Annotated in this window: 17 protein-coding genes; 4 read left to right on the forward strand and 13 right to left on the reverse strand. The window is 36.0% G+C overall.

Annotation, left to right across the window (positions count from 1 at the left end):
- On the reverse strand, positions 1–779 hold a 779-nt coding region (locus ACIQ0D_RS02595; RefSeq protein ID WP_395802822.1), incomplete at its 3' end, for a DUF1549 domain-containing protein.
- A 206-nt stretch (positions 780–985) separates the two neighbouring features.
- On the opposite strand from ACIQ0D_RS02595, the gene ACIQ0D_RS02600 reads away from it, so the two are divergent.
- The 4 genes from ACIQ0D_RS02600 (at position 986) to ACIQ0D_RS02615 (ending at position 5,304) form a co-directional block, all read left to right on the forward strand.
- Entirely contained in the window at positions 986–2,038 is a 1,053-nt protein-coding gene (locus ACIQ0D_RS02600) for an AI-2E family transporter (protein ID WP_395802824.1), read from the forward strand.
- Positions 2,039–2,155: 117 nt separating this feature from the next.
- On the forward strand, positions 2,156–3,052 hold the full coding sequence (locus ACIQ0D_RS02605; RefSeq protein WP_395802826.1) for an ABC transporter ATP-binding protein: 897 nt from the start codon (positions 2,156–2,158) through the stop codon (positions 3,050–3,052).
- Positions 3,053–3,058: 6 nt separating this feature from the next.
- Positions 3,059–4,363 (forward strand): ABC transporter permease, encoded by a 1,305-nt coding sequence (locus tag ACIQ0D_RS02610; RefSeq protein WP_395802828.1) that lies wholly within the window; start codon positions 3,059–3,061, stop codon positions 4,361–4,363.
- 20 nt (positions 4,364–4,383) lie between these two features.
- Positions 4,384–5,304, forward strand: a complete 921-nt coding sequence (locus tag ACIQ0D_RS02615; protein WP_395802830.1) for an exopolyphosphatase — start codon at positions 4,384–4,386, stop codon at positions 5,302–5,304.
- On the opposite strand, the gene ACIQ0D_RS02620 is transcribed toward ACIQ0D_RS02615, so the two are convergent.
- The 12 genes from ACIQ0D_RS02620 to ACIQ0D_RS02675 form a co-directional block, all read right to left on the reverse strand.
- Positions 5,301–5,876, reverse strand: coding sequence for a Maf family protein (locus ACIQ0D_RS02620; protein WP_395802832.1), 576 nt, complete (start codon positions 5,874–5,876; stop codon positions 5,301–5,303). The genes ACIQ0D_RS02615 and ACIQ0D_RS02620 overlap by 4 nt on opposite strands.
- A gap of 64 nt (positions 5,877–5,940) precedes the next feature.
- Entirely contained in the window at positions 5,941–6,303 is a 363-nt protein-coding gene (locus tag ACIQ0D_RS02625) for a hypothetical protein (RefSeq protein ID WP_395802834.1), read from the reverse strand.
- A 56-nt stretch (positions 6,304–6,359) separates the two neighbouring features.
- On the reverse strand, positions 6,360–6,893 hold the full coding sequence (locus tag ACIQ0D_RS02630; protein ID WP_395802836.1) for a KdsC family phosphatase: 534 nt from the start codon (positions 6,891–6,893) through the stop codon (positions 6,360–6,362).
- A gap of 43 nt (positions 6,894–6,936) precedes the next feature.
- Positions 6,937–7,179 (reverse strand): Fe-S cluster assembly protein IscX, encoded by a 243-nt coding sequence (gene iscX, locus ACIQ0D_RS02635; RefSeq protein WP_395802838.1) that lies wholly within the window; start codon positions 7,177–7,179, stop codon positions 6,937–6,939.
- A 10-nt stretch (positions 7,180–7,189) separates the two neighbouring features.
- Entirely contained in the window at positions 7,190–7,522 is a 333-nt protein-coding gene (locus ACIQ0D_RS02640) for a 2Fe-2S iron-sulfur cluster-binding protein (protein WP_395802840.1), read from the reverse strand.
- Between the two features lie 24 nt (positions 7,523–7,546).
- The gene (locus ACIQ0D_RS02645) at positions 7,547–8,323 is read right to left on the reverse strand and encodes a Rossmann-like and DUF2520 domain-containing protein (RefSeq protein WP_395802842.1); all 777 of its coding nucleotides are present in this window, start codon (positions 8,321–8,323) and stop codon (positions 7,547–7,549) included.
- Positions 8,323–10,788, reverse strand: a complete 2,466-nt coding sequence (locus ACIQ0D_RS02650; protein WP_395802844.1) for a heme lyase CcmF/NrfE family subunit — start codon at positions 10,786–10,788, stop codon at positions 8,323–8,325. The genes ACIQ0D_RS02645 and ACIQ0D_RS02650 overlap by 1 nt, the downstream gene beginning before the upstream one ends.
- Before the next feature lie 6 nt (positions 10,789–10,794).
- A complete protein-coding gene (locus ACIQ0D_RS02655) occupies positions 10,795–11,205 on the reverse strand; it encodes a cytochrome c maturation protein CcmE (RefSeq protein ID WP_395802846.1) in 411 nt (136 codons plus the stop codon).
- A gap of 160 nt (positions 11,206–11,365) precedes the next feature.
- Complete coding sequence (locus tag ACIQ0D_RS02660) at positions 11,366–12,802, reverse strand: Glu/Leu/Phe/Val dehydrogenase (RefSeq protein WP_395802848.1); 1,437 nt, start codon at positions 12,800–12,802, stop codon at positions 11,366–11,368.
- A 154-nt stretch (positions 12,803–12,956) separates the two neighbouring features.
- Entirely contained in the window at positions 12,957–13,169 is a 213-nt protein-coding gene (locus ACIQ0D_RS02665) for a CcmD family protein (RefSeq protein ID WP_395802850.1), read from the reverse strand.
- A 50-nt stretch (positions 13,170–13,219) separates the two neighbouring features.
- Positions 13,220–13,885 carry a cytochrome c biogenesis protein CcsA gene (gene ccsA / locus ACIQ0D_RS02670; protein ID WP_395802852.1) on the reverse strand — a complete coding sequence of 222 codons (666 nt, stop codon included), beginning with the start codon at positions 13,883–13,885 and terminating at the stop codon, positions 13,220–13,222.
- Between the two features lie 11 nt (positions 13,886–13,896).
- Positions 13,897–14,559, reverse strand: coding sequence for a heme exporter protein CcmB (locus tag ACIQ0D_RS02675; RefSeq protein WP_395802854.1), 663 nt, complete (start codon positions 14,557–14,559; stop codon positions 13,897–13,899).
- Positions 14,560–14,634: the final 75 nt, after the last annotated feature.

Here is a 14,634-nt window from a genome sequence, read left to right on the forward strand (position 1 = left end):
GCATTAAAAGAATTAATAAGCCAATCGCGGTACTTCCAGATATTTCGTGCACGATCTGCTTCATAGCCCCTTGTATCTGCAAAGCGGGCAAGATCCAACCAAAGGCTAGTCCATCTTTCTCCATAGCTTGAAGATGCCAGAAGGTCATTTACAAGATTTTCATATGCCTTTTCGGAATTGTCTTTGAGATATTTTGTCGCAATTTGTTCTGAAGCAGGCATTCCTATAAGATCAAGGCTAAGCCTACGAAGTAATGTTGATTTATCAGCAACTGCTGAAGGCTTTAAATTTTCTTCCTCGAGTTTTTGATAAATAAATTGATCCACATCATTCTTAATCCATTTTTCATCATAGTCAGGAACATCCTGCTTTTTAACAGGAATATATGCCCAATGCTCACCCCATTTTGCACCTTCCTTAATCCATTGACGTAAAATATTTATTTCATCCTTTGAAAGAGCTTCATGCTTGTAGGGCATTCTTTCATTAGGATCTGAATGTGTTATTCTTTTGATAAGTTCACTTTCATCCGGATTTCCAGGAAGTATCGCTGGCTTTCCAGATTCTGTAATACCAAGAGCCTCTTCCTCAAACAGCATGCTGAACCCTGCTTCCTGCTTCACTCCACCATGACATGAAATACACTTTTTATTAATAATAGGTTTAACCTGAGTATTATAATCAATTTCAGGAGAAGGATTTGCCACTACATATAACACCGCTACAATAATTAGCAGTGAAGCTATAATGATAAGTTTTTTTGAATAAAACAATTTCATAGTATAATCGTTAATTTAAAGATATAAATTTCTGTTAAATAATCGAATTCCTATCCAATAAATGCAGCAGTAAAATCAACCGGGCAAATACTTCAGTGAAGAACCTTTTTAATTCATTCGATCCAATATTTATGTCTAAATTTTGAATGAAATCACTAAACATATTTTTTGGGTTTTATTTAAGGCAAATGAACAACAATTAACCTATGTTTAATTCCGCACCATCACTCGTCAAAAGCACATCACTTATCGTTTTTATATTTTTAATTATTTCCGGACTATACTTTGCTAGTCAATTTTTAATTCCAATTGCGATAAGTATACTACTCAGTATGCTGCTCATACCACTATCAAATTATTTCGAAAAAAAGGGTTTAAACCGAATATGGGCTAGCCTTATTTGCATAATTTTGATGATTAGTCTTTTTGGAGGAATAATTTATCTAGTTTCTTTACAAGCGGCCGGCATTTCCGACAATTTGCGGGAAATTTTTCTACGAATTCAACAAATGATTATTGAAGTCCAGAAATTTTTAGCAGAAACAGTTGGAATATCTACACAAATACAAAAAATATGGATCGATAAACAAACAAATAATGGAACAAATGACGCCATTATTTTGGCTGGATCCTTTTTAAGCTATTTAATGGGCATCATGATAAAAAGCATTTTGGTGATTGTTTATACCTTTCTATTGCTCACATCACGCTCCCACTTAAAACAATTTATTCTTATGCTCGTCCCAAAGGAGGAGGTTAAAGAAACCGAGCGATTGATATCTGATGCCAGTAAAGTATCCCAAAATTACCTCTCTGGATTAGGAATTATGGTTGTGATACTCTGGATTATGTATGGCATAGGATTCAGCATCATCGGTGTTGAAAGTGCCATTTTTTTTGCGGTACTCTGCGGAATCCTAGAAATTGTACCTTTTATAGGTAATTTGACTGGCACGGGACTAACCATATTGATGGTGATATCACAAGGAGGAAGCAATAGTATGGTGCTTGGAGTATTCTTAACCTATATGTTCATACAGTTTGTCCAAACCTATTTCTTAGAACCCTTAGTTGTTGGTGCTGAGGTAAATATTAATCCTCTTTTCACCATTTTAGTGCTGGTTTTCATGGAAATTATTTGGGGTGTTCCAGGTATGATTATGGCTATCCCAATGCTTGGAATTGTAAAAATTATCTGCGACCATGTGAAGCCACTAAAGCCCTATGCTTTCCTCATTGGGAAACATAAAAAATCATAATTTTTTTCTTGAAAAACAGTCATAATTTCGCTAAAAGGGGGAATTAAATCCATTTAATTAGTATTTTTTAGTAACAATAATAAATACTAGTGGTCTAAAGTCCAAAAACGAATAAAAATGCTAAGTATCAGAAATATCGTCAAGCAATATGCCAATCACCGTGCTTTAGACAATGTATCGATTGAAATTGAGGATGGCTCTATTTTCGGACTTCTTGGCCCGAATGGTGCTGGTAAAACCTCGTTAATCCGCATCATCAATCAGATAACGGCACCAGATCAAGGTGAGATATTTTTGAATGGTGAAAAATTAAATCCAAAGCATATTTCCATGATTGGTTATCTACCTGAAGAGCGCGGTTTATACAAAAAAATGGAAATTGGCGAGCAAATGTTGTATTTGGCACAGTTAAAGGGTCTTTCAAAATCGGCTGCTACATTAAAAATTAAGTACTGGTTTGAGAAAATGGAAATTGAAAGTTGGTGGCATAAAAAGGTAGAAGATTTAAGCAAAGGCATGCAACAAAAAGTACAATTTATTGCTACCGTAGTGCATGACCCTAAACTCATCATCTTAGATGAACCCTTTTCAGGATTTGACCCTGTAAATGCACAACTCATTACAGATGAGATACTTGACTTAAATAAAAGAGGAGCGACTATTATTTTTTCTACCCATCGTATGGAATCAGTAGAACAATTATGTGATAGCATTGCACTTATCCACCAATCGAAAAAAATATTGGATGGAAAAGTAAAGGATATTAAAAATCAATATAGAAATAATACTTATCGGATTAGTTTTAGTGGGAAATTAGAGCGTCAAGAAAATCAGTTTTTCAATATCAATAGTGAGAAAGTGGATGATGGAATTACCCATTTAACCATTCAGATTAAGTCGGGACATTCAGTAAATGATTTACTTCATTATTTAATGCCGCAAGTACAAATTTCTGAGCTCATGGAAATCATCCCAAGCATGAACGACATCTTTATCCAAAACGTAAAAAGCTAATTCAACATGAACAAAACGCTACTAATCATCCAAAGAGAATACTTGAGTAGAGTAAAGAAGAAAGCATTTTTGATCATGACTTTCCTCGTTCCATTATTAATTATTGCTATGTATGCATTGATTTTTTTCTTATCGATGCGTGGTGGCGATAATATCCCAACGGTAGAAGTTATTGACGAAAGCGGCATTTTCAATAAAAGCTTCGAAAATAAGCGATCTGTGAATTTCGAGTCCTCCACATTGACACTTTCTGAAGCAAAAAAGAAGGTTATCAATGAGGAAGAAGCATTTATCCTCTACATTCCAAAAGATATAAAAAGTGGTGGAAATATTGAGTTATTTGCTCAGAAAAACGCCGGTTTATCGGTTATAAGCACCATCGAAAATCAATTAAACGAGCAAATGCGCGTTACGCTTTTGCAAGATGCAGGAATCGATTCAGAAACCCTCGACAAGATTAAGCCAAATTTAACTGTCGTTTCAAAAGAATTAACACTAGAAGGTGAAAAAGACAGTAGTTCAGGTGCTGCCATGGCTGTTGGCTTCGCTGCAGCAATATTAATTTACATGTCGCTTTTTATTTATGGCATTCAGGTTATGCGGGGTATTATTGAAGAAAAAACAAGTCGCATTGTGGAGGTTGTTATCTCATCAGTAAAGCCTTTTCAATTAATGATGGGAAAGATAATTGGAATAGGTTTGGTGGGATTAACCCAATTTTTATTGTGGATTGTGCTTTCTGTAGGATTGATGACCTTAGCTAGCACTGTTTTATTTAAAGATCAGGTAGAACAAGTGAAATCAGAAATGCCAATGGCTGATCAATCGGCACCTGTAACTCCCAAAGGTCCCGGAACAGATATTTTAAAAGCCCTACAAACCATTGAATGGAACTATATTTTACCTGCATTCATTGTATTTTTCCTTGGCGGATACATGCTTTACTCAGCTCTTTTTGCTGCGGTAGGTTCTGCAGTTGAAACAGATACCGAAACACAGCAATTTATGCTCCCCATCACCTTACCACTTTTATTTACCTATATCATGTCATTTAGCTTTATTGTGAATAATCCCGATAGCAGCCTTTCCTTTTGGCTGAGTATTATTCCATTTACATCTCCAATTGCCATGATGGTTCGACTTCCCTTTGGGGTCCCTGGCTGGGAGCTAGCTTTATCAATTGTACTTTTGATTGGCGGATTTTTATTCACCACTTGGGTTGCCTCACGAATTTACCGAGTTGGGATATTGATGTATGGAAAAAAAGTTAGCTTTAAGGAATTAGGCAAATGGTTTATGTACAGCGAATAGCTTAATTTTTATGCTAAAAAATGAACAATAGAATAGCCATTATTGATTTAGGCACCAATACCTTTCATTTATTGATTGTCGAAATTAATGGGAAAATTCCGTCAGTAATTCACCAGGAGACCATTCCCGCGAGCCTAGGTGAAGGAGGAATGAAGGATGGCAATATTAAGTCTTCGGCACTTGAACGCGGCCTAGAGGCTCTAAAACAGTTTAGAAGGCAAATTAAACTCCATCAAACAAATAAAGTTAAAGCTGTGGCCACATCGGCTTTAAGATCTGCTTCAAATGGTGCAAAATTTATCGATCAAGTGCTTTCCGATACAGGAATCCAGATTGAACTTATTGATGGTAATCGCGAAGCCGAATTAATCTATTCAGCTGTATCTGCAGCGATTAACTTGGGGAGTAATAATAGTTTGATAATGGATATTGGCGGCGGAAGTGTTGAATTTATCATTTGCAATCAAGAACAAATATTCTGGAAAAAGAGCTATGATATTGGTGCGGCACGATTGATGAATCAATTTCACCATTCAGACCCCATTTCAAAATCAGACATGGAGGACTTGCAGGCTTATTTAAATACTGTGTTGGAGGACTTGAAAAATGAGATACAAAAATTCAATCCCATTCAATTAATAGGCTCAGCAGGTGCATTTGAGACCTATGCCTCATTAATTGATGCCAATTTTAAAGCGAGTTTTGAAAGGCCAGAGTTCAATATTAATTTAAAGGAATTTGAAAAAATTGCCCAATTTATTATTGAAAGTAAGCAAGAAGAACGAGCGAAAAACCCTGCTATACCAGAAATAAGAGTAAATATGATTGTTATAGCCTGTTTATTAACACGTTATGTTTTAAGTTTACACACATTTCAAGAATTGAAACTTTCCACCTATTCGATGAAAGAGGGAATTTTATTCGAAATAATTAAAAATTAATCGACTAATTTCTGGAGTTCTTCGTACAAACGCTGTGTTGGTAAACCTACAATATTACTATAAGAACCATTAATTTTTTCTACCGCCACTAAGCCTATCCATTCCTGAATGCCGTAGGCACCAGCCTTATCCATTGGCGCATAAGTAGAAATATAATGCCTTATCTGTTCTTCGCTTATGGTTTTAAAAAAGACCTCAGAAACCTCATAAAAGCTAGTAAGCTGATGATTTTTCAAAAGGCATACCGCTGTAATCACTTCATGTCTATTCCCTGATAAGTCTGAAAGAATTTCGCAGGCATGTTCTTCATTTTCGGGCTTTCCTAAGATTTTACCATCCAAACAAACTATCGTATCTGCAGTAATAACAATTTCCTCATGAATCACTTCATCAAATGCCTTTGCTTTTTTCTCGGCAATGTAAACAGCTATTTCTGTAGGAGTAAGTCCCTCCGGATAAGTCTCATCCACCTCTCTAAGCACCACTTTAAAGTCGAGGCCCATTAATTGGAGCAGTTCTTGCCTACGTGGTGATTTCGAAGCTAAAATTATGGGTGGGAGGTTCTTAAGCATTTCAAATAATTTTCACCAAAAATAAGAAAAGCGACAAGGAGCCGCTTTTCAATTGTCATTTTTTTTATTGATTATTTCGCATTCGAGCTCTGCGCTCTTCCAAAATAGCCTCATAAGCTTTACGCTGTTCATCATTTAAAACTAAATTGATCATTTTAGTAGTTTGATCCTGAATAGGCATCATTTTAGTACGCATTGCACTAAAATCACCATTTAAAGTTGTACGAACACTGTCAATTTGTTGAGCAGACCATAGAAAAATAGACGTTAATTTTACCTTTTGGTCTGCATTTAGTTTTAAAGGCTCTAATTGAACAAGCTGTCGAGTTGCTCTTTCTTCAGGTGTACCCATTTGCATTCTTCCTTGGGCAAAGGCAAGTGTTGAAACACTAATAAAAAGTCCCAAAACAAGGATAATTTTTTTCATCTGCTATTATTTTAAAAGAGAAAGAAATATACGCAAAAAAAAAGAATTAAGCAATTTTATATAATGGATGATCCATCATTAGCAGAGGGAAGCTGATCATACCAAAGATTTTGAATTTTTAGCACTTTTTCTATGATATCGCGAACGCAGCCTTCTCCCCCATTTTTGGGAGAAATATAATGTGAAATTGCTTTAATTTCTTCGATGGCATCGGCGGGGCAGACAGCCAATCCGGCGAGTTTCATCACTTGTAGATCAGGCATATCATCACCTACAAATAATACCTGTTCTGGAGATAAATCATTCTCAAGGAGATACTTATTATACACCTCAATCTTCGAATCGAGTCCGAGGAAAACATCCTCAATACCTAAACCCTTTAAACGGTACTCTACACCTTTAGATTGAGCACCAGAAAGTGCTGCTAGTTTTAAGCCTCTCTTTACTGCAAGCTGGAGGGCATAACCATCTTTAATATTAAATTGACGGAGTTGCTCACCAGATTCGGTAAGAATTAACATGCCATTAGTAAGCACACCATCTACATCCAGAATAATAGCTTTAATATGTTTAAGTTTTTCAAGAAACATATCGAGGGTATTTAGGGGATTATAAATTGTTGCTTAAGATATATTACTGATTATCACGCCATTCGTAAACCCAGGCGGACTGAATTTGCTCTAAATGTCCTTCATTGCTTTCTTCGCGAGTACCTGCAAAGTTTGGCAAACTTAAAACCCAGTCGAGTAGGTCTGTAAACCTAATTCTATAAATTTTTGATTCGCCAAAATCATCGCCGAACTTCTCATAAAGTCCCATAGCAATATCTTCATGGTCATTCCAATGAATTGGTAATTCAAATTTATCGTTTGCCATTTCTTATTTATTAATGTCCTAAAAATTGATGCTGATCAGGAAGAGTAACTTCAATATCACCGTTTATCACAACACATTGACACCCTAATCGAGAGTTTATGCGTGGATTTATTGCGCGATCTATAAAATCTTCTTCTTTATCTGAAATATCTTGTAGAAAATCCATACCTGAATTTACATATACCTGACAGGTACTGCAACCGCAAACACCGCCACAATTATGCTGTAATTCTATCCCATTATCGAGACAAACATCTAAAACCGACTCTCCTTCAGCGATGGGTAACTCCAAAGATGGCTTTGAAGTTTCCTCAAAATTGATTTTTAACTTAAAAATGTTCATTGTTGCAAAAATAGCAATTTAAATTCAGCCTTTCGAGCGCTCTTGCAAATTGACTATGCTCTGACTTAATTTTTTATAGATATCCTGGATTTCAGGATTGTTTTTCAATAGGTCGAGATGAGCATCTACAGTTTCCTGATCACCACGCGAGGCTGGACCGGTTTGCATTTTTAAAGGATCATTCGATTGAACTTTAGCCGCTGTTTCGGCAATTAAAGGCCTTAAAAGATCAAAATCTAAGTTCTGTTCTTTCATTAATTCTTGCCCTAAGGCATAAAGATGATTACTGAAATTACAAGCAAATACAGCCGCAATATGCAATGATTTTCTTTGTTCCGAACTTAATTCAATCACTCTTTCTGAGAGACGATCGGCAATGGCATGAATTGTAGATGTTACTTCCGGGGTATTTCCTTCAATAGCAAATGGAATTTGTCTAAAATCTACCACTTTTGTTTTGGAAAATGTTTGTAAAGGATATAAAACACCATATTTTGAAGATGAACCCTCTAAAACATCAATCCCAGTCGACCCAGAGGTATGAACAATTAGCTTATTACTAACTTTTAATTCACGAGCTAGTTCATTTATAGCTTCATCTTTAACTGAAATAATATATAGATCTGCTTTTCTATCCAAATAATCAAAATCTGAAATAGCTGTTGCAGCTAAATTATCGGCAAGCTCGCGTGCATGCTCAATGTCACGGCTCCAAACCTGAACAATATCTTGTCCCGCTAATTTGAAGGCACGACCTAATTGCGTAGCTACATTGCCGCTACCAAGCAATACAATATTCATTAGGCTTGCTTAAATTCTTTGTTCCTACGGAAAATTGATAAAATGAAACCAATCACCATAATGATTGTACCACCCCAGAGTAAATTTATATACGGAAACTCAATGGCCTTTAATACCACCCATGCTTTTTCAGCTTTAGGTTTCTGATAAAGCATTAATTCCAATTTATTTTTATCAGGAAAAACATTAGTGAAGCGGAATTTCAAGCCCTTTTCATCCACTTTTTTACCAAAATCAAATTTAGAACCATCTTTCAACATGTAAATTGGCTCTGAAGGATAGGTCTTACCGTCCGAATTGACTTCCAACTGCAAACCTATGGCGATATCATTCTCGCCAAGAGGAATATTTTGAACTTTTGCCTCACGATTTATCCCTTTCACCAAAATATATCCTTCTCTAAATCTAACTGTATCACCGATATTTATTTCATAGGTTATAGGCTTCTCATAATTCTCATCATCCGAGTGACCTTCATGTTCCTCATGATCTTCCTCTTTTAGAGGAACGCTACTTACGTGTGTATAAATATCATGGAACAAATAATGCTTGGTGTCTGGAGATGCAATAATCTGCCTCATTTTAGCATTAACCTGAGCATTTGGATAAAGAGTAAAATTCTCCTTTTCCTTACCTGATTTTTCGTCTAAAACCTTATAATTGATTCTATAATAAGTATTTACACCCTCAACCGAATCACCTAAATAAGTTACAGTATAGCGATCCATTTTAACAGGTTCATCTTGGTAAAGAATAATATTTTCGCGAGGATTATTGTTTTTTGCGAACTCATCACCAAAGCCAATCCCTGTATTATTGATGGAAACCACTTTATTTGTTGCAGCCGCTACAAGAGCTCCGACTAATAAAAGAGCAAATCCGATATGTGCTACCGCCGACCCAGCCAAGCGCCATTTACCAGCAAAAGCATCACCTAAAATTCTGGCATTAGCAACAATTGAAAATATAGCCGCAAAAGTTAAGAGGATATACATCACATTGGAATAGATATCCATAATGTAAACTGCAGCAGCAGTTATAAAAATAGATAAAACAAAAGAAACAGAAATACTGATATAAAACTTCTTAGGATCTGTTTTCTTATACTTTAAATATTGTGAAAAAGCCGAAATTATAGCAATAACTACTGCAAAAGGCACCTGCCATTTATTATAATGAGCAATAACATCTGCTGGAGGTGCTATTTCAGTCCCGAATACTGCATTAAACACCGGAACAGAAGTGGAGGCCAGAATTTGCAAGCAAGCAATTGAAATGACTAAAGCTCCGATAAACAACCAAAATTCGCGGGAATAGGTCTCCTCATCTTTTTTAGTAATTGGGAGTTCTTTCCAGCGTATAACCAAAAAGAAAATAGATAAGAAAAAGAAGACGAAAATATATAGAACAAGGTGCCAAAACATCCCCAAATCTGTAAATGAATGTACAGAAGTTTCACCTAAAATACCGCTTCTAGTTAAGAATGAAGCATATAAAACTAGGACAAAGCTAATTAGAACTAGGAAAGTAGCGGTAAAATACGAATGTCCAGAATTTTTGTAGGCTATCAAAACGTGAACCGCAGCAATGAGGGTCAGCCAAGGTATAATGGAAGCATTTTCTACAGGATCCCAAGCCCAGAAGCCACCAAAGTTTAATGCTTCATAAGCCCAGAAAGAACCCATGATGATACCCGTACCCAAAATCATTACCGCGAATAAAGTCCAAGGTAAAGCAGGCTTAACCCATTCAGAATATCTCCTTTCCCATAGTCCACCGATTGCATACGCAAAAGGAATAATCATGGATGCAAAGCCTAAAAACAAGGTCGGCGGGTGAATAACCATCCAATAGTTTTGAAGTAAAGGGTTAAGACCATTACCATCAGTTATTACACTTAAATAATCGCCACGCTGAAAAATCGGTCCTGGCATTGCATCTCTCAACAAAATAAAAGGAGAACTACCAATTTTAAGTCCGAAAACCTCTACCCCAACAAGCATCGAAGCTATAAATGCTTGAGAAAGCATCATGATAGTCATGACAGAGTTTTCCCAAGATTTAGCTCTCTTAAAAATAATAAAACCTAAAAAAGATTGCCAAAACATCCAAAGCCAGAAACTACCTTCTTGCCCTTCCCAAAAAGAAGAAATAATGTAATAAACAGGCAAAATTTTAGATGAATGTGCCCAGGCATAATGATATTCGAATAAATGATTGTAAATGATATAATAAAGCGAAGAGCCTATACCAATTACAGCTAGAATATTGATGATAAATGCAAGTCTTGCAATTTTCTTCCAGCCTTCAGAGCTTGCTCTAACAAGCGAATCTTTTGAAAGATTTGTACTTGTTGCAAAATAATAAGCAATAGTTGACAGCAAAGCTGTGCAAAACGATAAAACGATGAAGAATTGACCAATCTTTCCGGGAAGAAGGTTTTCTCCAATAAATTGTATATCCATTAAGATTTAATTTTTGGCGGTGGTAGCCGAAACTTCAGTAATTTCTACCTCATCTGCTGTATATTTAGATGGGCATTTCATTAAAATTTTTGAGGCATGAAACTCATTACCAACCATTTTACCGGTTAAAACAATTTGCTCAGATCGCTCAAAATCTTGTGGCTTTGATCCATTAAACACCACTTTACTTTCCCGCCCCTCATTGTCGCGCATGTAGAATGAAAAGTAATTAGCATCTTGCTTAGGATCATAAAAAAGCTCTTTTTCTTTATTTAGCTGACCAACAACATGTAATTCTGAAGTGGATTCTTTGGCATCATTAAATGAGCCATAGGTGCTAGAATCAGCATATGTGCTAATAATTATACCAATCGCTAAAGCGATTATTAAAATACCTGCTATAGAACTCTTCTTCATGGCAAAGGTTTATATTATGAATCAAATAATAATGCAAAAATACTAATTAGTAAACATAGGGAGTAAATATAATAAGAATGTTTCTATATTAGAATCATTCTAAATAAAAATGGAGCGAAATATTTAAATCCCGCTCCATTCCCAATATAAAACTGAACAATTATGGCCAAATTCCCATGTTCATATATGAAATTGCAACCTTATCAATTGAGCTTACAAAAGCGGCAGTTCTTAATCCATCAATTTTAGGATTAGCCATTTGTATATCTCTAATTTCATGGTAAGATCTAATCATGGTATCTTCCAAGCCAGAATTTACTAATTCAAGTTCGGTAGCACCTTTAATAATCAGACTTCTTTGTACGGCATCAAGAGTAACACCAGTAGTTTTTTCGACCATGTTAACCAAGTTTAGGTTAGCATTTTCTTCATAGCGCTTATCCATTCTTCCGAAAGCAACGTGCGAAAGATTTTTAAGCCACTCAAAATACGAAACTGTTACTCCACCAGCATTACAGTACATATCAGGAATAATGATACAACCTCTCTTTATTAAAACTTCAGCTGCTTCGGGAGTTGTTGGTCCGTTAGCCGCTTCAGCAATAATTTTAGCCTTGATATTAGCCACATTACTAATTGTAATTTGATTCTCTAATGCTGCAGGCACAAGGATATCACAATCTTGCTCTAATCCTTCGGCAGAGTTTTTAAATTCTTTTTGAGCACCGGCAAAACCTAATATTGAGCCTGTCATTTTACGATGTGTAAATACCTCATCTAAATTTAGGCCTGAAGAATTATAGATTGCACCTTCGTACTCACAAATTCCGACTACCGTAGCACCAAATTCAATTAGATACTTAATGGTATGATATCCCACATTACCAAGACCTTGAACAATTACGCGCTTACCCGACATTCCGGCGGTAAGACCCATTTTCTTCATGTCTTCTGCAATATCAACGCACTCGCGAATGGAGATAGCTACTCCGCGACCAGTTGCTTCTTTTCTTCCAGCAATACCATGCAATGCCAAAGGCTTTCCAGTAACACAACCCAAGGCATCCAACTGACCAGGGTTCATGGTTTGATAGGTATCGGCAATCCAGCTCATTTCACGCTCACCTGATCCATAATCTGGGGCTGGCACGTCAATTGCGGGACCGATAAAATTCTTTTTTATTAATTCAACAGTGTACCTACGAGTAATAGTCTCAAGTTCGGCAGTGGTGTAGTCTTTAGGATTAATTTTTATCCCACCCTTTGCACCACCAAAAGGAACATTTACAATGGCACATTTATAGGTCATTAATGCTGCAAGTGCCATTACTTCATCCTCATTCACCATTTCGCTGTAGCGAATACCACCTTTTGTTGGCGATTTATGATGTGAATGCTCTACCCTCCATGCGTCAATAACCTCGAAACCATTTCCTCTGCGAATTGGGAAACGAAAACGATAAACACTATTGCATGATCTGATTTGGTCAAGCAATCCTTCAGGATGAGAAGTGAATTGTGCTGCATGATCAAAAAACTGGCAAACGTCACCGAAAAACGATGTATCTGAGTGCGCTGCGTCTATAGACTTAGCCATAAAATTAATTTATAAGTTTGAATAATTGGTTTTTCTGGTACAAAGTTGAAAGAAAAAAGTCGATACTTAAAATGAAAATTACTTAGTGTATAAAGTACATCTTCACCGAAAATTGAAAAATCTTAGTTATAAGATTTTAAAGCTTGATTTTCGACTATTTTTGCTTCTCAATTTTTTTTAATCGATTATCGATTGAGAACAAATAAATGGCAATTCCTATGAAAATAACTGCAAGAACCATTACTACCACATAGATTTTCCCTGATTCTCTTAGTTCGGTTGCCATATCAACCCCGTTCGAGTTTTGAGCGAAAGCTACCATTGATAATGATAGGATGAAACAAATTGCGAGGATAATACTTTTCATTAGTCAAGAATTTAATTTAATAATTTGTTTGCATTTTTATTTAAAAGAAATTAATTTTCTCCTATTTTTTTATTTTCAATTTTCCGAATACGGTATCGAATATTTGTAATCCAAACACCCATTAAGATCCAACCAAAAACTGCGGGATAAAATACGGGTCTCAATTCTGGAGCCATATCCTTTGTATTAAAGCCTGGATTTCCTCCGTTTCCGGGATGTAGCGAGTCGGTTAATCGTGGTAAAATAAATAGTAAAACCACCATTATTGGGAAGGCAAAAATATTATAAACAGAAGAGATTCTGCCTCGTTTTTGTTCTTCTTCAAGCGAATTACGAAGTACTAAATAAGCTAAGTACACGAGTAGTGCAATTGCAGCACTATTTTGTTTCGGATCATTACTCCAAGCCTCGCCCCATGTAAATTTGGCCCATACAGCACCTGTAACAAGTCCCAATACGCCAAAAACAATGCCAACATTGGCACTCTCAACAGCCATTAAATCATCATTTTCGTTGGAATTTCGCAAGTAACGTACACTATAAACAAATGAAATTGTTAACATCACAATCATAGAGAACCACATAGGCACATGAAAATGAATATTGCGAATAGTTTCATTTAAAATTGGCTTCGCGGGAACATGAAAAAGAAAACCAGCAATTATGGAGAATAGTACAAGAAGTACAGCCAAAATTTTCCACCAACTTTTATTCATAGTATTGTATTTTAATCGCGCCAAAGGTAAGGAAATAACAATAAAGAAGTAGTGATAACAATCACATTTATAGCCAAAATAACGCCAATTTCATCATAAGAAACCGACCTATCTAAACCATCCATAGCATTTTTTGAGAATTTGATTAAAACAACCAACAAAGGAATAACTAATGGGAAACTTAAAATAGCCATGAGTCCGCCACCATTACTCGCCTTCGAGGCAATTCCAGAAATCATCGTAAAAATGGAGGCAAAACTAATGCTTCCCAATAAGACTGAAAGCAGGTAAAACATCGGGTCGCCCATAGGATTATTAAAAACTAAGGAATAAAAGCCGAGAGCGATTAAGGAAAGTAAAATCATCAAGAAAATATTATAAATTATTTTGGAGATGATGATTGCCTTCGGACTGGCGATGGTATAGTAATAAAGCTGTCTAGCGCGACTTTCCTGAATAAAACTTTTGGTAATGGCATTTACAGAAGCAAAGAGCATGATTATCCAGAATAGCGCGTTCCAAGTTTGGGCGCTGCTAACCTGGCGAAAAGCTAAGTAGCAGACAAAAACGGTAGAAACCACGTATAAAAGTATTCCGTTCAAAGCATATTTTGAACGCCATTCAAGCATGATTTCCTTCCGAATTAAGAACTTTATTTGATTAAATAAATCCATCGCAACAAATATAAACTTTGAATTTCAGTTTTAGGTATTTAGCTGTCAGATTCCAAGATTTCTATGTAATTTGGA

Origin of the sequence: Daejeonella sp., from assembly GCF_044342615.1 — a bacterium.
In the GTDB taxonomy this organism is placed as follows: Bacteria; Bacteroidota; Bacteroidia; order Sphingobacteriales; family Sphingobacteriaceae; genus Daejeonella.

Bases quoted from the DNA above. Each gene is read 5' to 3' on its own strand.
- ACIQ0D_RS02665 (WP_395802850.1), bottom strand. From the start codon at position 13,169: ATGAAAAGTATTATCCTCGCAATTTGTTTCATCCTATCATTATCAATG.
- ACIQ0D_RS02615 (WP_395802830.1), top strand. From the start codon at position 4,384: ATGAACAATAGAATAGCCATTATTGATTTAGGCACCAATACCTTTCAT.
- ACIQ0D_RS02650 (WP_395802844.1), bottom strand. From the start codon at position 10,788: ATGGATATACAATTTATTGGAGAAAACCTTCTTCCCGGAAAGATTGGT.
- ACIQ0D_RS02675 (WP_395802854.1), bottom strand. From the start codon at position 14,559: ATGGATTTATTTAATCAAATAAAGTTCTTAATTCGGAAGGAAATCATG.
- ACIQ0D_RS02630 (WP_395802836.1), bottom strand. From the start codon at position 6,893: ATGTTTCTTGAAAAACTTAAACATATTAAAGCTATTATTCTGGATGTA.
- ccsA (WP_395802852.1), bottom strand. From the start codon at position 13,885: ATGAATAAAAGTTGGTGGAAAATTTTGGCTGTACTTCTTGTACTATTC.
- ACIQ0D_RS02600 (WP_395802824.1), top strand. From the start codon at position 986: ATGTTTAATTCCGCACCATCACTCGTCAAAAGCACATCACTTATCGTT.
- ACIQ0D_RS02645 (WP_395802842.1), bottom strand. From the start codon at position 8,323: ATGAATATTGTATTGCTTGGTAGCGGCAATGTAGCTACGCAATTAGGT.
- ACIQ0D_RS02625 (WP_395802834.1), bottom strand. From the start codon at position 6,303: ATGAAAAAAATTATCCTTGTTTTGGGACTTTTTATTAGTGTTTCAACA.
- iscX (WP_395802838.1), bottom strand. From the start codon at position 7,179: ATGGCAAACGATAAATTTGAATTACCAATTCATTGGAATGACCATGAA.
- ACIQ0D_RS02660 (WP_395802848.1), bottom strand. From the start codon at position 12,802: ATGGCTAAGTCTATAGACGCAGCGCACTCAGATACATCGTTTTTCGGT.
- ACIQ0D_RS02605 (WP_395802826.1), top strand. From the start codon at position 2,156: ATGCTAAGTATCAGAAATATCGTCAAGCAATATGCCAATCACCGTGCT.
- ACIQ0D_RS02655 (WP_395802846.1), bottom strand. From the start codon at position 11,205: ATGAAGAAGAGTTCTATAGCAGGTATTTTAATAATCGCTTTAGCGATT.
- ACIQ0D_RS02640 (WP_395802840.1), bottom strand. From the start codon at position 7,522: ATGAACATTTTTAAGTTAAAAATCAATTTTGAGGAAACTTCAAAGCCA.
- ACIQ0D_RS02610 (WP_395802828.1), top strand. From the start codon at position 3,059: ATGAACAAAACGCTACTAATCATCCAAAGAGAATACTTGAGTAGAGTA.
- ACIQ0D_RS02620 (WP_395802832.1), bottom strand. From the start codon at position 5,876: ATGCTTAAGAACCTCCCACCCATAATTTTAGCTTCGAAATCACCACGT.